This window comes from Pseudomonas sp. 910_21, assembly GCF_052850735.1.
The window spans coordinates 59,701-78,730 of record NZ_VXCY01000010.1 but is presented as its reverse complement, the minus strand read 5'-3'; the positions used below and the strand labels follow the sequence as shown (position 1 = coordinate 78,730).

At 64.1% G+C, this 19,030-nt stretch carries 17 protein-coding genes; 9 read left to right on the top strand and 8 right to left on the bottom strand.

What is annotated here, in order from left to right:
* Window positions 1-80 precede the first annotated feature (80 nt).
* From ribBA to nrdR, 4 genes are read right to left on the bottom strand one after another with little or no spacing between them, the layout of a single operon-like run.
* Window positions 81-1,172: a bifunctional 3,4-dihydroxy-2-butanone-4-phosphate synthase/GTP cyclohydrolase II gene (gene ribBA, locus FW796_RS27185; protein ID WP_123724330.1), complete on the bottom strand. Its 1,092-nt coding sequence runs from the start codon at window positions 1,170-1,172 to the stop codon at window positions 81-83.
* 16 nt (window positions 1,173-1,188) lie between these two features.
* Window positions 1,189-1,854, bottom strand: a complete 666-nt coding sequence (locus FW796_RS27180; protein ID WP_041120021.1) for a riboflavin synthase — start codon at window positions 1,852-1,854, stop codon at window positions 1,189-1,191.
* Between the two features lie 47 nt (window positions 1,855-1,901).
* Window positions 1,902-3,035 carry a bifunctional diaminohydroxyphosphoribosylaminopyrimidine deaminase/5-amino-6-(5-phosphoribosylamino)uracil reductase RibD gene (gene ribD / locus FW796_RS27175; protein ID WP_041120022.1) on the bottom strand — a complete coding sequence of 378 codons (1,134 nt, stop codon included), beginning with the start codon at window positions 3,033-3,035 and terminating at the stop codon, window positions 1,902-1,904.
* The gene (gene nrdR / locus FW796_RS27170; protein ID WP_019095943.1) at window positions 3,032-3,496 is read right to left on the bottom strand and encodes a transcriptional regulator NrdR; all 465 of its coding nucleotides are present in this window, start codon (window positions 3,494-3,496) and stop codon (window positions 3,032-3,034) included. Before nrdR ends, ribD begins: the two co-directional genes overlap by 4 nt.
* Window positions 3,497-3,625: 129 nt before the next feature.
* Here nrdR and FW796_RS27165 point away from each other — a divergent pair, with 129 nt between their 5' ends.
* From FW796_RS27165 to trxA, 3 genes are read left to right on the top strand one after another with little or no spacing between them, the layout of a single operon-like run.
* Window positions 3,626-4,084 (top strand): hypothetical protein, encoded by a 459-nt coding sequence (locus tag FW796_RS27165; RefSeq protein WP_346635617.1) that lies wholly within the window; start codon window positions 3,626-3,628, stop codon window positions 4,082-4,084.
* Window positions 4,081-4,791: a class I SAM-dependent methyltransferase gene (locus tag FW796_RS27160; protein WP_446440380.1), complete on the top strand. Its 711-nt coding sequence runs from the start codon at window positions 4,081-4,083 to the stop codon at window positions 4,789-4,791. Before FW796_RS27165 ends, FW796_RS27160 begins: the two co-directional genes overlap by 4 nt.
* Before the next feature lie 31 nt (window positions 4,792-4,822).
* The gene (trxA, locus tag FW796_RS27155) at window positions 4,823-5,695 is read left to right on the top strand and encodes a thioredoxin (protein WP_346635615.1); all 873 of its coding nucleotides are present in this window, start codon (window positions 4,823-4,825) and stop codon (window positions 5,693-5,695) included.
* A 92-nt stretch (window positions 5,696-5,787) separates the two neighbouring features.
* Here trxA and FW796_RS27150 read toward each other — a convergent pair whose 3' ends face one another.
* The gene (locus FW796_RS27150; RefSeq protein ID WP_346635614.1) at window positions 5,788-6,129 is read right to left on the bottom strand and encodes a hypothetical protein; all 342 of its coding nucleotides are present in this window, start codon (window positions 6,127-6,129) and stop codon (window positions 5,788-5,790) included.
* A gap of 134 nt (window positions 6,130-6,263) precedes the next feature.
* On the opposite strand from FW796_RS27150, the gene FW796_RS27145 reads away from it, so the two are divergent.
* From FW796_RS27145 to FW796_RS27125, 5 genes are all read left to right on the top strand, one after another.
* Window positions 6,264-6,857, top strand: a complete 594-nt coding sequence (locus FW796_RS27145) for a DUF2796 domain-containing protein (protein WP_346635613.1) — start codon at window positions 6,264-6,266, stop codon at window positions 6,855-6,857.
* A gap of 64 nt (window positions 6,858-6,921) precedes the next feature.
* Complete coding sequence (locus tag FW796_RS27140; protein ID WP_110596268.1) at window positions 6,922-7,632, top strand: ABC transporter ATP-binding protein; 711 nt, start codon at window positions 6,922-6,924, stop codon at window positions 7,630-7,632.
* Between the two features lies 1 nt (window position 7,633).
* Window positions 7,634-8,899: an ABC transporter permease gene (locus tag FW796_RS27135; RefSeq protein ID WP_346635612.1), complete on the top strand. Its 1,266-nt coding sequence runs from the start codon at window positions 7,634-7,636 to the stop codon at window positions 8,897-8,899.
* Between the two features lie 10 nt (window positions 8,900-8,909).
* Complete coding sequence (locus FW796_RS27130; protein WP_346635611.1) at window positions 8,910-9,446, top strand: DUF3299 domain-containing protein; 537 nt, start codon at window positions 8,910-8,912, stop codon at window positions 9,444-9,446.
* 197 nt (window positions 9,447-9,643) lie between these two features.
* Window positions 9,644-10,342: an OmpW/AlkL family protein gene (locus tag FW796_RS27125; RefSeq protein WP_346635610.1), complete on the top strand. Its 699-nt coding sequence runs from the start codon at window positions 9,644-9,646 to the stop codon at window positions 10,340-10,342.
* Between the two features lie 58 nt (window positions 10,343-10,400).
* On the opposite strand, the gene FW796_RS27120 is transcribed toward FW796_RS27125, so the two are convergent.
* On the bottom strand, window positions 10,401-11,330 hold the full coding sequence (locus FW796_RS27120) for an NAD-dependent epimerase/dehydratase family protein (protein WP_404937766.1): 930 nt from the start codon (window positions 11,328-11,330) through the stop codon (window positions 10,401-10,403).
* Window positions 11,323-12,207, bottom strand: a complete 885-nt coding sequence (locus FW796_RS27115; protein ID WP_346635608.1) for a sugar nucleotide-binding protein — start codon at window positions 12,205-12,207, stop codon at window positions 11,323-11,325. Before FW796_RS27115 ends, FW796_RS27120 begins: the two co-directional genes overlap by 8 nt.
* A 190-nt stretch (window positions 12,208-12,397) precedes the next feature.
* Here FW796_RS27115 and FW796_RS27110 point away from each other — a divergent pair, with 190 nt between their 5' ends.
* A complete protein-coding gene (locus FW796_RS27110) occupies window positions 12,398-16,684 on the top strand; it encodes a DEAD/DEAH box helicase (protein ID WP_446440379.1) in 4,287 nt (1,428 codons plus the stop codon).
* Window positions 16,685-16,902: 218 nt separating this feature from the next.
* Here FW796_RS27110 and FW796_RS27105 read toward each other — a convergent pair whose 3' ends face one another.
* Window positions 16,903-19,005 (bottom strand): mechanosensitive ion channel family protein, encoded by a 2,103-nt coding sequence (locus FW796_RS27105; RefSeq protein WP_446440378.1) that lies wholly within the window; start codon window positions 19,003-19,005, stop codon window positions 16,903-16,905.
* Window positions 19,006-19,030 lie beyond the last annotated feature (25 nt).

Sequence of the window (19,030 nt, the reverse complement as noted above, 5' to 3'; positions counted from 1 at the left end):
CTTAAAGAGCCAGAGCGTGTCTAGCACACGCTCTTCAGTGATATTTGAACCGCGAATTTCAAGCCAGAAACGACCGGCTTTTATTCGGAGGGCACGTATTCTACAACTTCCAGGTCGAAACCGGATATCGCATTAAACTTCATCGGCGCACTCATCAGACGCATTTTGCGTACGCCCAGGTCCCGGAGGATCTGCGAACCGGCACCGACGATGCTGTAGGTGGTCGGTTTCTTCACCGGCTGGTGATCGGCCGTTTCACGAATGTGTGCCAGCAGCACGTCGCCATCCAGCGGGTGACCGAGCAACAGCACCACGCCGCTGCCGGCCTCGGCCACGGTGGCCATGGCCGCCCGCAGGCTCCAGCGACCCGGTTGCTTGACCATCAGCAGGTCCCGCAGTGGGTCCATGTTGTGCACTCGCACCAGGGTCGGCTCTTCAGCGCAGATCTCGCCCAGAGTCAGGGCCATGTGCACATCGCCTTCAACCGAATCACGATAGGTCACCAGGTTGAACTGGCCCAGTTCGCTGTCCAGGGGCTGCTCGGCAATCCGCTGAACGGTACGTTCGTGGATCATCCGATAGTGAATCAGGTCGGCAATGGTGCCGATCTTGATGTTGTGTTCGGCGGCGAAAGCTTCCAGTTCGGTGCGACGGGACATGGTGCCGTCGTCGTTCATCACTTCGCAGATCACCCCGCTTGGCTCGAACCCGGCCATGCGCGCCAGGTCGCAGGCGGCTTCGGTGTGGCCGGCACGGGCCAGGGTACCGCCGGGCTGGGCCATCAGCGGGAAGATGTGACCCGGGCTGACGATGTCCTCGGCCTTGGCATCCTTGGCCGCTGCCGCTTGTACGGTACGCGCACGGTCAGCGGCAGAGATGCCGGTGGTCACGCCTTCGGTGGCCTCGATGGAGACGGTGAACTTGGTGCCGAAGCCAGAACCGTTGCGCGGTGCCATCAGCGGCAGCTTGAGCAGCTCGCAGCGCTCGCGGCTCATGGGCATGCAGATCAGGCCACGGGCGTGCTTGGCCATGAAGTTGATGTGTTCGGCCTTGCAGCACTCGGCGGCCATGATCAGGTCGCCTTCGTTCTCGCGGTCTTCGTCATCCATGAGGATGACCATCTTGCCTTGGCGGATGTCTTCAACCAGTTCTTCGATGCTGTTGAGCGCCACGCGGCACCCCCTTGAGTCAGGATTTGAGATAGCCGTTAGCGGCCAGAAAACTTTCGGTAATGGTGCCGCCGGTGGTGGCTTGCGCCGCCTTGTCACCCAACAGCAGGCGCTCCAGGTAGCGCGCCAGCAGGTCGACCTCGAGATTGACCTGCCGACCCGGCCGGTAGTCGGCCATGATGGTTTCCGCCAAGGTGTGGGGCACGATGGTCAGCTCGAACTCGGCGCCATTCACCGCGTTGACCGTCAGGCTGGTGCCATCGACGGTGATCGAGCCTTTATGGGCGATGTACTTGGCCAGTTCTTTCGGTGCGCGGATACGGAACTGGATGGCCCGAGCATTTTCCTCCCGCGCCACCACTTCGCCGACACCGTCGACATGGCCGCTGACCAGATGACCACCCAGGCGGGTGGTCGGGGTCAGGGCTTTCTCCAGGTTGACCCGGCTACCGGCTTTCAATTGGTGAAAAGCGGTGCAATCGAGGGTCTCGCGGCTGACATCGGCCCAGAAACCATCGCCCGGCAACTCGACTGCGGTCAGGCAGACGCCGTTCACCGCAATGCTGTCGCCCAGTTTGACGTCGGCCAGATCAAGCTTGCCGGTTTCTACATAGACCCGCACATCTCCGCCTTTTGGGGTCAATGCGCGAATGCTGCCGATGGATTCGATGATGCCGGTGAACATGGAGTCCTCCTCGAGAACAGGGCCGCCGGGTAGGCGAAAGTCGGGAATTATACGCTCGCTGGCGGGGCCGGGATGGCAGTGACTCGCCAGTCATCGCCCACCGCACGCATTTCAATGATCTTGAGCAATGGCGCCTCGTGCATGTGCGCCAGCGGCCAGTCCAGCAACGGCCGGGCGGAGGAGCCGAGGAACTTGCCGGCGACGAATATCTGGTACTCGTCCACCAAGCCCTGTTGGGCAAAGGCTCCCGCCAGCCGCGGGCCGGCTTCCACCAGCACCTCGTTGACGCCACGGGCGGCCAGTTCCAACAGCAGGCGGCGCAGGTCGACCTGGCCATCGGGGCCGGGAACGATCAGGCACTCCGGACCGTTGGCGTACTGTTCTTCAACCGCTGCGCAAGTGGCAACCAACGCCGGGCCGGCCTTGAAGAACGGCGCATCCAGAGGCACTCGCAGGCGCCCATCGATCAACACCCGCAGCGGTGGACGGCTCATGGCCAGGGCAGTCTGCTCGGGGTCCAGGCCCAGTTCGGCGGCGCGTACGGTCAGCCGGGCGTCATCGGCCAGTACCGTGTCGGCACCGGTCAGCACCACCGAAGATTCGGCCCGCAAGCGCTGCACCGCGGAGCGGGCGGCAGGCCCGGTAATCCATTGGCTCTCGCCACTGGCCATGGCGGTGCGGCCATCGAGACTCATGGCCAGCTTGACCCGCACATAAGGCAGGCCGTGCTCCATGCGCTTCAGGAAGCCCTTGTTGATCGACCGGGCCTCGGCTTCCAGCACACCGCTGTAGGTGTCGATGCCGGCCTGGGCCAGACGCTGCAAGCCGCGACCGGCCACTTCCGGATTCGGGTCCTGCATCGCCGCGACCACCCGCGCCACCCCGGCATTGACCAGGGCATCGGCGCAAGGCGGTGTGCGGCCGTGATGGCTGCAAGGCTCAAGCGTCACATAGGCAGTGGCGCCACGGGCCAGCTCCCCGGCGGCACGCAGGGCATGGACTTCGGCGTGGGGTTCACCGGCCCGCACATGCCAGCCTTCGCCGACCACCTGGCCATCGCGAACGACGACGCAGCCGACGCGGGGGTTGGGATGAGTGGAATACCGGCCCTTGCGCGCCAGTTCCAGGGCACGGGCCATGTAGTGGGCGTCAAGTACCGCTTGCTCCGGGGACAGGCTCATTGCTTGGCCGGCTCGCGGGCGAGACGGTCGATCTCTTCGCGGAATTCGTTGAGGTCCTGGAAACGTCGATAGACCGAAGCGAAACGGATATAGGCGACTTCATCGAGCTTCTGCAGCTCGGTCATCACCAGTTCACCCACGACCAGGGATTTGACTTCGCGCTCGCCGGTGGCCCGCAGCTTGTGCTTGATATGCACCAGCGCCGCCTCCAGACGCTCGACACTCACCGGGCGCTTTTCCAGGGCGCGCTGCATACCGGCGCGCAGTTTTTCTTCGTCGAAGGGCTGACGGCTGCCGTCAGTCTTGATCAGGCGCGGCATCACCAGTTCGGCAGTTTCGAAGGTGGTGAAACGTTCACCACAGGCCAGGCATTCACGCCGGCGGCGCACCTGTTCGCCCTCGGCGACCAGACGCGAGTCGATGACCTTGGTGTCGTTGGCACCGCAGAAGGGACAGTGCATGGTGGCAGGCAACAAAAAAAGGGAGGGCCATGGTAGCGCATCCCACTGGCAAGACAAGCCATAGCCTTTACGGTATACAGACCGACTATTATGTTTCGCACATGGACATTCGCCTTGTTGGAGCTTCAGATGCCGCTCAGACCGCTCGTTTTGCTCAGTCTTGTCAGCCTGCTGGTCGCTTGCAGCAGCGATGCCCCGAAACCTGCGGCACCCTCTTCTTCACAGCAACAGACCACGAAAAAAAATCAGCAGCCTGCCGATCTTGGGCCCTTGCCGGCCTACCAGCGCGAACTGAGCGGCACCCTCGACGGGGTGCCGGCCGGCGCCGACGTCGAGCTGGCGCTGCTGGTGATCGATGAGCGCGGCCGTCCGCAACGCTTGCTGGCCAGCAACAACCTGACCGGTACCAACCAGGCCCTGCCATTTCGCCTGCGTTTCGCTCCCGAGGCCTTCCCCGCTGGCGCCCGGGTCGAACTGCGCGGCCGCGCCAGCCAGTCCGGCCAGTTGATCCTGCACCTGCCGGCACAACGTATCGACCAACCCACCACCCAGGCCCTGGGACAACTGCAGTTCGTCAAAGCCCCATGAATGTACCGCTCGACCTGCAAGACGCCCTCAGCGAGCTGCTGGGAGACGCGCAATTGGTGGCCTGCGAGCTGCCCGACACTCGCCTGAAACTCTGGCTCATCGACGCCCAGAACATGGACCGCGCCTTCACCCCGGAAGAAACCCGGCGCATTCTCCACGAGCCGCCTTACTGGAGTTTCTGCTGGGCCAGCGGCCTGGCCCTGGCCCGTTACCTGGCCGAACACCCGCACTGGGTACAAGGCAAGCGGGTGCTGGATTTCGGCGCCGGTTCCGGTGTGGCGGCGATTGCCGCGGCCAAGGCCGGCGCCCTGGAAGTGGTGGCCTGCGACCTCGACCCGTTGGCCATTGCCGCCTGCCGGGCCAACGCCGAACTCAACGACGTCGCGCTGAACTATTCCACGGATTTTTTCGCCGAGGCCGATCGCTTCGACCTGATCCTGGTGGCAGACGTACTCTATGACCGAGCCAACCTGCCGCTGCTGGATGAATTCCTCAGCCGCGGCCGTGAAGCCTTGGTGGCGGATTCCCGGGTCAGGGACTTCCAGCACCCGCTGTATCAGCGCTTGGAAATGCTCAACGCCCTGACCATGCCGGACCTGGCCGAACCTTGGGAGTTTCGCAACGTGAGCCTGTATCACGCGCAGCGGCCATTTGCCGGCGAGCCGGCTGCCACGGGCGATAGCGATCTACCCCGCGCAACTTTATAGTGGTTCCATTCCCGCTTATTCGAGATACCCCATGAGTCAGGACACGCCGTATATCTTCGACGCCCGCACCGCTGATTTCGACCAGTCGGTAATCGAGAACTCCTTCCACAAACCGGTCCTGGTGGACTTCTGGGCAGAATGGTGTGCGCCCTGCAAAGCGCTGATGCCGATGCTGCAACAGATTGCCGAGAGCTATCAGGGCGAGCTGCTGCTGGCCAAGGTCAACTGCGATGTCGAGCAGGACATCGTCGCCCGCTTCGGCATCCGCAGCCTGCCGACCGTGGTGCTGTTCAAGGACGGCCAGCCGGTAGACGGCTTTGCCGGCGCACAACCGGAATCCGCAGTACGAGCCATGCTCGAACCCCATGTGCAGATGCCGCCTCCCCCTGCCGCCGACCCGCTGGAGCAGGCCGAAGCCTTGTTCAACGACGGTCGTATCGGCGACGCCGAGGCCATCCTCAAAGTGTTGCTGGGGGAAGACAACAGCAACGCCAAGGCGCTCATCCTTTATGCCCGCTGCCTGGCCGAGCGCGGCGAACTGGGCGAAGCCCAGACCGTGCTCGACGCGGTCAAGAGCGATGAGCACAAAGCCGCCCTGGCCGGAGCCAAGGCGCAGATCACCTTCCTCAAGCAGGCGGCGGACCTGCCGGATGCCGCCGACCTCAAAGCGCGCCTGGCCAAGGACCCGCTGGATGATGAGGCGGCGTACCAGCTGTCGATCCAGCAACTGGCCCGTCAGCAATACGAAGCGGCGCTGGAGGCCTTGCTCAAACTCTTCATGCGCAACCGCAGCTACAACGAAGGCATTGCCCACAAGACCCTGCTGCAAGTCTTCGACCTGTTGGGCAACGATCACCCATTGGTGACCGCGTATCGCCGCAAACTGTTCGCCGCGCTGTACTGAGACTGATCTGCCGTCTTGTGTAGGAGCTGGCTTGCCAGCGAAAGGGTTCTGACAGACAGAACCCTTTGGCCAGCAAGCTGGCTCCTACAGGATCATTGCACCCAGCTGTAGATCGGCGTATCGGCGCCGCTGATCACCTTGACCTCGGTGCAGTGGCGCAAGCGCACCAGCAAACGCTTGCCCGCTGCGGCGCTGCCGGTCAGCCCCTCCAACTGTTCCAGCAACTCGGGCCCGCTAATCTGGCCCGCCTTACGCAACAGATCCTTGGCGGTCTGCCACAAGGCATCGTCCTGGTTCACCGGCCGGGCTGTTACCGCACCACTTTCCGGCTTGGCCGCCTGCAACTGCGCGCCCAGTTGCGCCCAGTCGCCCTCGTCCAGCTCCAGGGTCAAATCCACCGGCCAATCGCCGATGCTTCCACGAATCCGCAACATCGCTGTGCTCCCGAATATTTCTGACGAGCATGCTCCCACGCGTCTTGCGCAACGCCAAGCGGGCGGTCAAACTCTGCAGTCAATTGTTATAAGATCACATAACATTTATTTCATCTTCGCCCTGGAGACTTGCTATGCGCCGTCTGCTACTCGCCCTGCCCTTCGCCCTGTTGCCGCTGGCCGTTGCCCAGGCCGCGCAAGCCCATGATCACGAGCATGAACACGGCAGCCTCGGCGCCCACGAACATGGCGTCGCCCGCTTGAATGCGGTGCTCGACGGCCAGGCCCTGGAGCTGGAACTGGAAAGCCCGGCCATGAATCTGGTGGGTTTCGAACACGTGCCCAGCACCGACGCCGACAAGGCCAAGGTCGCAGCTGCCCGTACCCAACTGGAACAACCACTGGTGCTGTTCAGCCTGCCCAAGGCCGCCGCTTGCACGGTGGCCAAGCAGGAACTGGAAAGCCCGCTGTTCGGCGACAAGCCCGATGCCGATGACCACGATGACGACGACAAGGACGCCGCGGGTCATGAACATCACCACGAACACAGCGAGATCCACGCTCACTACCAGTTCACCTGCGCCAAGCCGGACGCCCTGAAGAACCTCGACCTGGGGCAAATCTTCAAGACCTTCCCCGCCACCCAGAAAATTCAGGTACAACTCATTTCGCCAAGTGGCCAGCAAGGTGTCGAGGCCACAGCCAAGGCTGCCACCCTGAAGTTCTAAGCGCTGCGCCTGTAGCCGCGGCCTCAGGCAGCGGCTACACCACTCTCTGCATGATCGGCCCAACATGACCCAAGCACTTATCGAACTGTCCGACCTGGGCTTCAGCTGGCCCGGTCACCCACAGTTGCTGGATATCCCGAGCTTCCGCCTGGAAGCCGGTGAAACACTGTTCCTCAAGGGCCCCAGCGGCAGCGGCAAGACCACGCTGCTGGGCTTGCTGGGCGGGGTGCAGAAACCCAACCAGGGCAGCATCCGCCTGCTGGGCCAGGAGCTGACCGAGCTGGCCGCCGGGGCCCGTGATCGCTTTCGCGTCGATCACACCGGTTACATCTTCCAGCAGTTCAACCTGCTGCCGTTTCTCTCGGTGCGCGAAAACGTCGAGCTGCCCTGCCACTTCTCCAAACTGCGGGCCAGCCGCGCCATCCAGCGCCACGGCAGCGTCGATCAAGCGGCCGCCACCTTGCTGGCCCATCTGGGTCTGAAAGACCCCGACCTGCTCGGCCGTCGGGCCGACTCGCTGTCCATCGGCCAGCAGCAACGGGTCGCCGCCGCCAGGGCATTGATCGGCCAGCCGGAGCTGGTGATCGCCGACGAACCCACCTCGGCGCTGGACTACGACGCCCGGGAAGCCTTCATCCAACTGCTCTTCGCCGAGTGCCGCGAGGCTGGAGCCAGCCTGCTGTTCGTCAGCCATGACCAGAGCCTGGCGCCGCTGTTCGATCGCAACCTGTCGTTGGCCGAACTCAATCGCGCCGCCACGCCCGCAGAGGTCTGAGATGTATCTGTTCCGTCTAGCCATGGCCAGCTTGGCTAACCGCCGCTTCACCGCGATCCTCACCGCCTTCGCCATTGCCCTTTCGGTCTGCCTGCTACTGGCGGTGGAACGGGTACGTACCGAAGCCCGGGCCAGTTTCGCCAGCACCATCAGCGGCACCGACCTGATCGTCGGCGCCCGCTCCGGCTCGGTGAACCTGCTGCTGTACTCGGTGTTCCGCATTGGCAATGCCACCAACAACATCCGCTGGGACAGCTTCGAGCACTTCGCCAACAACCCTAAGGTGAAATGGGCGATCCCGATTTCCCTCGGTGACTCCCATCGCGGCTACCGGGTCATGGGCACCACCGACGCCTACTTCCAGCATTACCAGTACGGTCATCAACAGAACCTGCAACTGGCGGTGGGCCGGGCCTTCGCCAGTGATCCTTTTGAGGTGGTACTGGGGGCCGAAGTCGCCGATGCCCTGCACTACAAACTTGGCGACAAGCTGGTGCTGGCCCATGGCGTGGCAGCCATCAGTCTGGTCAAACATGACGACAAGCCCTTCACCGTGGTGGGCGTCCTCAAGCGCACCGGCACGCCGGTAGACCGCACGCTGCACATCAGCCTGGGCGGTATGGAGGCGATCCACATCGATTGGCACAACGGCGTTCCGGCCCGAGGCGAGGGGCGCATCAGTGCCGAGCAGGCGCGCAACATGGACCTGACACCCCAGGCGATCACCGCCTTCATGCTGGGCCTCAACAGCAAGATTTCGACCTTCGCCCTGCAACGGGAGATCAACGAGTTCCGTGGCGAGCCGATGCTGGCGATCCTCCCCGGCGTGGCCTTGCAGGAGCTCTGGAGCCTGATGGGCACCGCCGAGAAAGCCTTGTTCGTGGTGTCCTTGTTCGTGGTCCTCACCGGCCTGATCGGCATGCTCACGGCAATCCTCACCAGCCTCAATGAACGTCGCCGGGAGATGGCTATCCTGCGCTCGGTAGGCGCCCGTCCCTGGCACATCGCAACCCTGCTGGTGCTGGAAGCCTTTGCCCTGGCACTGTTCGGGGTCCTGGCCGGGCTAGGCCTGCTGTACCTGGGCATCGCCCTGGCCCAGGGCTACGTGCAATCGAACTACGGCCTGTACCTGCCACTGTCCTGGCCCAGCCAGTATGAGTGGACGTTGCTGGGCGGTATCCTGATCGCCGCGCTGCTGATGGGCAGCGTGCCGGCCTGGCGCGCCTACCGGCAATCCCTGGCCGATGGCCTGTCGATTCGTTTATGAGCACCGGTTTATGAAAGCCCAACGCCTGCTGCGCCCCCTGCTTGCCCTGTCGCTTCTGATCGCCTCGCCGTTGTGGGCGGCTGGAGCACCGCGGGACCTGACCTGGTCGGAAATGATCCCGGCGGATGCACCGCCGGAAGTGCCGAACATGAAGCCCTTGCACGACCTGTCGCAGATGAGCGATGCACTGTCCGCCGAATCGGCGCCCGCCGCCAAGCAGGATCTGCCCAATGCGCCGGTGGTCAAGAGCCTCGATGGCCAGTCGGTGCGCCTGCCCGGCTACATCGTGCCCCTGGAAGTGAGCGAGGAAGGACGCACTACGGAGTTTCTCCTGGTGCCCTACTTCGGCGCCTGTATCCACGTGCCGCCACCGCCGTCGAACCAGATCGTCCACGTCACCAGCGAAGTCGGGGTGAAACTCGATGAGCTGTACCAGCCCTACTGGATCGAGGGCGCCATGCAGGTCAAGGCGTCCACCAGTGAGCTGGCGGATGCCGGATATCAGATGGCAGCGCAGAAGATCTACGTCTACGAATTGCAGGAGTAAGGCAGGTCGTGGTGCCTGCTTCACCGGCAAGCCGGCTCCTACAGAGCCATGGGGGCGAGGGCCAAAAGAGTGCAGAACAAAAGAATAGTTCAGCCCTGCCACCGGGGTTCGTCATTTCATTGAGCTGAGTCAAGGCAGTCAACTTGACGATCCTTACCATTGGACATAGCCAATTTGAATCGTCCTTTGGAGCTCCCATGCACAAGTCTCTGCTTAGCGCCTCCCTGATCGCGCTCGCACTCGCCGCCCCGATTGCCAACGCCCACGAAGCCGGTGACATCATCGTTCGTGCCGGTGCGATTACCGTCAATCCAAAAGCCAACAGCTCCGACGTCAAAGTCGATCGCGGCCCTCTGGCCGGCACCAACCTCGGCGGCAAGGCGACCATGAGCAGCGACACTCAGCTGGGCTTGAACTTCGCCTACATGCTGACCAACAACATCGGTATCGAACTGCTGGCCGCAACCCCGTTCGAACACGATGTGAAGATCAAGAACACCGCCCTGGCTCCGGCCAACGGCAAGCTGGGTACCCTCAAGCACCTGCCGCCAACCCTGAGCGTGGTGTACTACCCGCTGGACAACAAATCGGCGTTCCAGCCCTATGTCGGTGCCGGTATCAACTACACCTGGATCTACGACGAGCACGTCGGCAGCCGCGCCCAAGCCGCCGGTTTCGACAACTTCCGCGCCAAGAACTCCTGGGGTCTGGCTTGGCAGGTCGGTGCTGACTACATGCTGACCGACAACATCATGATCAACGCCCAAGTGCGTTACATCGATATCGACACCCGCGCCTATGTGGACAACAACGGCGTGGCTCCAGGCACCCGTGCCAAGGTCAATGTCGACGTCGACCCGATGGTCTACATGGTTGGCCTGGGCTACAAGTTCTAAGCCCGCCAGACATGAAAAAGGCGCCTGCAAGGCGCCTTTTTCATGTCTGCAATTTCGTTCAGCGGCCCATCAAGCGGGCCAGACCGACACTCATCGGCGTAGGCTTGGGGAAGCTAAAGCGCTGCAGCAGTCGCTGATTGCCGGCCCGGGAGTGACGGATGTCCCCGGCACGGGCAGGACCGTAGCTGATGGCAGGCAACTCACCGACCACCTCGGCCAGGGCCGCAAGCATCTGCTTGAGGGTCGTGGCCTGATTCAAGCCAACGTTGACCGCCCCCACTTCCAGCTGCGGCGCCTCGATGGCCTGCACCAGCACCTCCACTAGATCACCGACGTAAACAAAGTCCCGAGTCTGCTCGCCATCGCCGAACACGGTAATGGGCAGCCCCTGTTGGGCCCGCTCGCTGAATATGCTGATGACCCCGGAATAGGGCGAGGACGGATCCTGGCGCGGGCCGAAGATATTGAAGAAACGAAAGATCGCCGGTTCCAGGCCATGCTGGCGCCGATAGAAATCAAAATAATGCTCGCTGGCCAGCTTGTCGGACGCATAAGGGGTCAACGGCGCCTTGGCCGTGTCCTCGTCGATGGACTGGCCTTCGCCGTTGTTGCCATAAACCGCCGCGCTAGAGGCGAACAACACCCGCTTGACGCCGCACTGGCGCATGGCCTCGCAAACATTCAGGGTGCCGATGAAATTGCTCTGGTGAGTCTGCACTGGATCGTCCACCGAGGCCTGCACCGAGGCCACCGCTGCCAGATGCGCCACGGCGCAGCAGCCTTGCATGGCACGGCTCACCAGACCCGCGTCGGCAACGTCGCCCTCGATCAGCTCCACCCGCGGGTTGTCCAGCGGCAGGTTGCTCGGTTTGCCGGTGGACAAATCGTCCAGCACCCGCACCGAGTAGCCCTTGGCGAGCAAGGCATCGGTCAAGTGCGAACCAATGAAACCGGCACCGCCGGTGATCAATACAGGGCCATCAGCCATGACGATAAAACCTATCCAGTAAAGCTGGGAGCGCCGCACGCCAGGCACGCGGCTTGATCCCGAAGGTATGAAGAATCTTCTTGCAGGCCAGCACCGCGTGCTGCGGTTCTTCGGCAGCATCGGCACAGGCGGCATGGGCCTGGGCAGTGGGCGCCTCGATGGCCAGTGGGTGCAGTTGCCGTGCTTCCGTCAGCACCGCCTGGCCCAGGGCCAGGGGCGTGGTCGCTTCCTGACCGGCATAGTGATAGGTGCCCCACAGCGGCGCGGCACAATCGAGTTGTTTGAGCACCGAGATGATCACCCGTGCGGCGTCGTCCACCGGGGTCGGATTGCCCCGACGGTCGTCCGCCATCAACAGCTCTTCCGGGGACTCGGCCCGGGCCAGGAAACGCCCGAGAATGCCGTCGGCGCTGTCATCCAGCAACCAGCCGAAACGCAGCAACACGTGCTGCGGACAGGTGGCGCGAACGCTCTGCTCGATCCGCCACAGCGCCTGACCGCGCAGCCCCAGGGGCACCGGCTCGTCTTTCTCGCTGTAGGCAGTGGCCCGGGAACCGTCGAACACTCGATAGCTCGAAGGCTGCACAAGAATGATGTTGTGATGCTGGCAAAGCTCCGCCAGCCGTTCGACCGAGCGTTCCTGACCGCTCAGGCGCGCCTCGCTCACCGTCTCCGCCTGAAACCAGTCGAAGTAGTAAGCCAGGTTGATCAAGGCATCCGGGCGGGTGTCGTCGAGCAGTTGCGTAAGGCTCGCGGCATCCCAGCCCTCTTGCGGCGGACGGGGGGCGAGGAAACCGATGTCCTCCTCCGCACCCAGGCGAATCAGCGCCTGCCCAAGGGCATTTCCGCCGCCCAGTAACATAAGGCGCATTCGCATAGAGTCAGCAGGCCCAGTCTGTTCAGAACGATGGTTTGGATCGGCCAATCCCGTGGGTTCGACCGTCGAGAATTGCCGGAATCGTTGCATTTTGCGGGTTTGTGGCGCAAGCGTCACTGAGAAAGTGTCGAAGCGGCAGTGGAATCAACGGTGCTTGCAAGTTGCCGGAGGCGGCCGCATAAATCCATCCATGAACCTTGCCCAATCCGTGAACTCGGTGCTGGACGACTTCCATCCCGCCGTCAGCGCCTGGTTCAAGCGTACCTTCGCCGCCGTGACCACGGCCCAGGCCTGCGCCTGGCCGTTGATCGCCCAGCGCCGCTCGACCCTGATCGCCGCGCCCACCGGTTCAGGCAAGACCTTGACCGCTTTTCTCGCGGTGATCGATGACCTGGTGCGCCAGGGGCTTGCGGCCGGCGGCCAACTGCCGGACGCCACCCTGGTGGTGTATATCTCGCCGCTCAAGGCCCTGAGCAACGATATCCAGATCAATCTGCAGGAGCCGCTGGCCGGCATCACCGAGCAGTTACGCCGGATGGGCTTGCCGGAACTGTCGATCAGCACCGCGGTGCGCACCGGCGACACCCCGCAAAAAGAACGCAACGCCATGCGCAAGAGCGCGCCGCAGATCCTCGTCACCACTCCGGAATCCCTCTACGTGCTGCTGGGTTCGAACTCCGGACGCAAGATGCTGGCCAGTACCCGCAGCGTGATCGTCGACGAGATCCACGCCCTGGCCGGCAGCAAGCGCGGCAGCCACCTGAGCCTGAGCCTGGAGCGCTTGCAAGCCCTGTGCAGCGAGCCCCTGCTGCGCATCGGTCTGTCCGCCACGCAGAAACCCATCGAGGCCGTTTCGCGTTTTCTGGTGGGGCATGAGCGCCCCTGCGAAATCGTCGACATCGGCCATGCCCGCCCCCGGGACCTGGACATCGAAGTGCCGCCGGTGCCGCTGTCGGCGGTCATGGCCAATGACGTCTGGGAGCTGGTGTACGAACGCCTCGCCGCCCTGGCCCGGGAACACCGCACCACGCTGATTTTCGTCAACACCCGACGTCTGGCCGAGCGGCTGGCCCGGCACCTGAGCGAACGCCTGGGCAAACAGGCGGTGGCTGCGCACCACGGCAGCCTGGCCAAGGAGCAGCGCCTGGAGGCCGAGCAGCGGCTCAAGGCCGGGGACCTGCAAGTGTTGATCGCCACCGCCTCCCTGGAGCTGGGCATCGATATCGGCGATGTCGACCTGGTGTGCCAGATCGGCTCACCCCGTTCTATCTCGGCCTTCCTGCAACGAGTCGGGCGCTCCGGCCACCAAATAGGCGGCACCCCGAAGGGCCGGTTGTTTGCCCTGACCCGGGACGACCTGATCGAATGCACCGCCCTGCTGGACTGCGTGCGCCGGGGCGAGCTGGACAGCTTGCTGATCCCCCATGCACCGCTCGACGTGCTGGCCCAGCAGATCGTTGCCGAAGTCAGCTGCCAAGAATGGTCGGAAGAGGCCTTGCTGGTCCTGCTGCGCCGGGCCACGCCTTACGCCGACCTGGATCAGGCCCACTACCAGGCCCTGCTACAGATGCTTGCCGAAGGCTTCAACGGGCGCCAGGGCCTGCGCAGCGCCTATCTGCATCGCGACGCCCTGACCCGCACCCTGCGCGGCCGTCGTGGGGCCAAGCTGACGGCAGTCACCAGCGGCGGCACCATTCCCGACAACGCCGACTACAGCGTGCTGCTGGAACCCCAGGGCCTGAACATCGGCAGCGTCAACGAAGACTTCGCCGTGGAAAGCATTGCCGGCGACGTGTTCCAGCTGGGCAACACGTCCTATCGCATCCTGCGGGTGGAAACCGGCAAGGTGCGGGTCGAGGATGCCCAGGGCCAGCCGCCGAACATTCCCTTCTGGCTTGGCGAAGCCCCAGGACGTAGCGCCGAGCTGTCCAGCGCCGTGGCGCGCCTGTTGGCCCAGCTGGACGAATTGCTCGGCGCCACGCCCGGGCAACTGCAACCGGCCATCCACTGGCTGCACCGCGAACTGGGCCTGAACCTGGCCAGCGCCGAGCAACTGGTGGATTACCTGGCACCCGCGCGCCTGGCCCTGGGCGCCCTGCCGTCCCAGGACACACTGATCATGGAGCGTTTCTTCGACGAATCCGGCGGCACCCAACTGGTGATCCACAGCCCCTTCGGCAGCCGCATCAACCGCGCCTGGGGCCTGGCCCTGCGCAAGCGCTTCTGTCGCACCTTCAACTTCGAACTGCAGGCTGCTGCCAGCGAGGACGCCATTGTCCTCTCGCTGTCCACCAGCCACAGCTTCGCCCTGGATGAAGTCTGGCGGTACCTGCACAGCAACAGCGCCGAACACATCCTGGTCCAGGCGCTGCTGGACGCCCCGCTGTTCGGCGTGCGCTGGCGCTGGAACGCCGGGGTGGCCCTGGCGCTGCCGCGCTACAGCGGCGGACGCAAAGTGGCGCCGCAGATCCAGCGAATGAAAAGCGAAGACTTGATCGCCAGTGTGTTTCCCGATCAGATCGCCTGCCTGGAAAACCTTGCCGGCGAACGGGAAATTCCCGATCACCCGCTGGTGGAACAAACCCTCGACGACTGCCTGCACGACGCCATGGACAGCGAAGGCTGGCTGCAGCTGTTGCGGCGCATGGAACAGGGCCAGGTGCGCCTGCTGAGCCGCGAGCTGCCCGCGCCCTCCCCCCTGGCGGCGGAAATTCTCAGCGCCAAGCCCTACACCTTTCTCGATGACGCGCCCCTTGAAGAACGCCGCACCCAGGCGGTATTGGCGCGACGCTGGAGTGACCCGCAAGCCACCGACGACCTCGGCGCACTGGATGCGGACGCCATAACCGCCGTAGCTCAAGAGGCGTGGCCAAACCCGGCCACGGCCGATGAAATGCACGAAGCCCTGATGAGCCTCGCCGCCATCAGCGAGACGGAAGCCCAAGCCAACCCCCAATGGCCGCAATGGCTGGCAACCCTGGCTGCCCAGGGTCGCGCCTGCCGCTTGCCGGCGGGCCCCAGTGAACATCTGTGGCTGGCACTGGAGCGCATCACCTGCCTGCAAGCCCTGTATCCCCACACCCCCTTGCAGCCGACCCTGAACCCCATTCCCGGCTTCGATCAGGCCTGGGACCCGGAGCTTGCGCGGGTGGAGCTGATTCGCGCGCGCCTCAGCGGTTTTGCCCCACAGACCCTGGCCCAGATCGCCGCCCCCCTGGGGTTGCCTCCCAGGCAAATCAACCAGGCCCTGGTCCAGCTGGAAAGCGAAGGCTATGTACTGCGGGGTCGCTTCAGCCCCGGCAGCCACGAAGAACAGTGGTGCGAACGCCACCTGCTGGCACGGATTCATCGCTACACGGTGAAGCGCCTGCGCAGGGAGATCGAACCGGTGGCCCTGCAGGACTTCATGCGTTTCCTGTTCGACTGGCAGCACCTGTCCCCAGGCACTCAGGGTCAGGGCAGCGCCATGCTCGCCGAGGTAGTCAGTCAGTTCGCAGGCTATCCGGCGGCGGCCTCAGCCTGGGACAGCGACCTGCTGCCGGCGCGGATCAAGGATTACTCCCCCAGTTGGCTGGATGAGCTGTGCCGCAGCGGCAAGGTGGTCTGGAGCCGGATCAACAGCACGGGCAAGACCGCCAGCAGCGCTCTGCGCAGCACACCGATCGTACTGCTGCCACGCTCCCAGGCCGCACTCTGGAGCGCATTGACCAGCCCGGCCGACAGCCAGGAACTGTCGCCCAGGGCACAGAAAGTCCACAGCGTACTGAGCCAGCAAGGCGCACTGTTTTTCGATGAACTGCTGCATGAAGCCCACCTGCTGCGCAGCGAACTGGAAAGCGTGCTCCAGGAACTGGTGGGCGCCGGCCTGGTGAACGCCGACAGTTTCGCCGGGCTGCGCGCCCTGATCACACCAGCGAGCAAACGCCAGAACCGCAGCAGCCGACGAGGTCGCGGGGCCTTTGTCGGCGGCATGGACGATGCCGGACGCTGGGCCTTGCTGCGTCGTTCAGCGACTCAGGACTCGACGGCCACCCTGGAACAGGTGGCCATGACCTTGTTACGCCGTTACGGCGTGGTGTTCTGGCGACTGCTGGAACGCGAGGCGGACTGGCTGCCCAGCTGGCGCGAACTGCTGCGCACCTTCCATCGGCTGGAAGCCCGCGGAGAAATCCGTGGCGGACGTTTTGTCAGCGGCCTGGCCGGCGAGCAATTCGCCTTGCCGGAGGCCATCCCACTGCTGCGGGAAGTACGCCGCCGGCCCCATGACGGCAGCCTGATCGCCGTCTGCGGCGTGGACCCGCTGAACCTTGCCGGCACCCTGCTGCCCGGGCCCAAGGTGGCGGCCCTGAGCGGCAACCGCCTGGTGTATCGCGACGGCCTGCCAGCCGCTGCCGCCATCGCCGGCACCCAGCACCTGTGGCTGGAACTGGAGCCCCAGGCCGCCCAGGCCCTGCGCAACAAACTCATCCAGCACTGACCCGTAGGAACCGGCCTGCCGGCGAAAGGGCCCGAAAGCCCTGCACCAGATCCGGCGGCCTCTTCGCTGGAAAGCCCGCTCCTACACAGGCAGCAGGCCCCCCTTCCTGGCAAACCAACCAAATCCCGTAGGAGCCGGCTTGCCGGCGAAGGGGGTGACCATTGCACCAGATCCATCGGCCCCTTCGCTGGCAAGCCAGCTCCTACAGCTCAGTAGAATCACTGCGGGCGCGGGGACTCGGGGAGCAGCAGGGCCGAAGCATCTTGCTCGGGCTCGTCTTCGTGCATACGTCGCTCCGGCAGCACCACCGGCTGTGGATAAGTCTGGGCGAAGTGCACCCAGGGGCAGTTATCCACAAGCTTCTTCAGACGCTGGTTGAAGGCTCGGCTCACCGCGTACTGGCCACCGGAAACGGTGCGGAACTGCGCTGTCAGGACCACGCCGTTGAGGTCCATCTTGTCCACCCCGAAGACGTCCAGGCCACCTTGCAGGTTGTACTTGAGGAAGCTGTCTTCACTGATGGAGCGCCCGGTCTCGCGGATCAGCTCGATGGCTCGATCGACGTCTGTGTCGTAGGTGAACTGCACCGAGAAGAAGGCATAGGCGAACTGTCGCGACTGGTTGGTGACGGCCTTGATCTGGCCGAACGGCACCGAGTGCACGAAGCCCTTGCCGTCCCGCAGGCGCAGGGTGCGGATGGTCAGGCCTTCGACAGTGCCAGCGTGGCCGGAGTCGAGCACCACCCAATCGCCAATGGACAGCGTGTCTTCGATGATGATGAACAGGCCGGTGATCACGTCCTGCACCAGTTGCTGGGAGCCGAAGCCGATGGCCAGTCCCACCACGCCGGCACCGGCCAGCAGCGGCGCAACGTTGATCCCCAGGTTGGCCATGGTGGTGATTGCGCAGATCACCACCAGGATGATTTTGATCGCGTTGCGCAGCAGCGGCAGGATGGTCTTGACCCGGGTGCTGGGCTGACGCGCCGAGCGTTTGCTGAGAGACGGTTTCAGTGCCTCCTGGATCGCCGTATCCAGTACTACCCAGAGCAGCCAGGTCACCAGGAAGATCAGGCCGATGCTGCTCAGGGAGTCGCTAATGGCCCGGCCCACGGTATTGCGCTGGGCGAACTCCAGCAACGAGAGTCCCCAGATGCGGCCAAGGATCTCGATGAAGGCAATGGCCATGACGATCCGCAGCAAGGCGTGCAGCAGACTGAGAAAACGCTCCTTATAGGCACTGCTGCGCTGGATCGACTGGGGGCTACGGGACTTGAACAGGTGCTGCAGCACCGTGCTGAGGAACACCGTGGCGATCAGCAGCACGGTGGTCAGCAAGGCGCAGCGCAAGGCTTTCTGGCTGTCCTCGCCGGCACCGATCAGGTTGACCGCCGAGACCAGCACCATCAGCAGGATCGGCCAGTTCCAAAGCCCGGAAAAGATCCGCAGCGACTCCTGCAACGCCGGTTGTTTGAGGCGCTGGGCCAGGGGACGGTTGCGGATCAGATGCGCCACTGGCCGGCGCAGGCGGATTACCAGCACGGCGAAGACCACCGAGGCCAGCAGACCGGTAAGCACCGCCACACTGCTGGTGATGTTGCCTCCCAGTTGACGGGCGATCTGCGGGCTGGTCAGAGCATCGCTGAGGGCAGCGAGAAAGCCGATCAGGAACAGCGGTTTGGGGCAGTAGTCACGGATGATGCGTACCGCCGGGCGCTTGTGCCCGAGGTTGAACATCACGATCAGGCACAGCAGCACCGAGGTGGAGACGATGCCGCTGCTGGTGGCATAGGCCAGGCACAGGGCCAGCGCCCGCCCCACCGAGCCAGGCAGCGAATGGCTGACATACAGGGTCAGCGGCAGGCAGATCAGCGCGGGCACGGTGTAGGGCAGCAAGTACTCCAGCAGCCCCTGGCCACGGGGCCGAGCCTGCAGCCAGGGTTGCCGGCTCAGGCGCCGCGCCAGCCATCCGCCCAGCAGAGTGAACAAGGCAAAGCTGGCGAGCCAGGTGCCGGACAGGGTGAGGAAATCCCCGGCGATGCTCCAGCCCGAGCGGTCCGAGGGCTGATTGACCAGACGCCCCACTTCGTCCGCTGCACGGTCGGCCCGCAAGCGCCAGGCATCGATCAGGCTTTCATTGAGGTCGAGTTTTTCCTGAACCTCATCGATGCTCGAACTGATAGCCCCAAGCAGGCCCCCCTCCACCAGCAGTTCCGGTTTCGCCGGTGCCGCAGCGGGGACGGACAAAGTGGCGGCATCCAGCTCGCGGCTGCCCAGGACGAGCAGCACCCCGAGCAAAATCGCGGTCTTGAAATTCAACACAACGCGGGGCTCCTTCAGCAGGGTC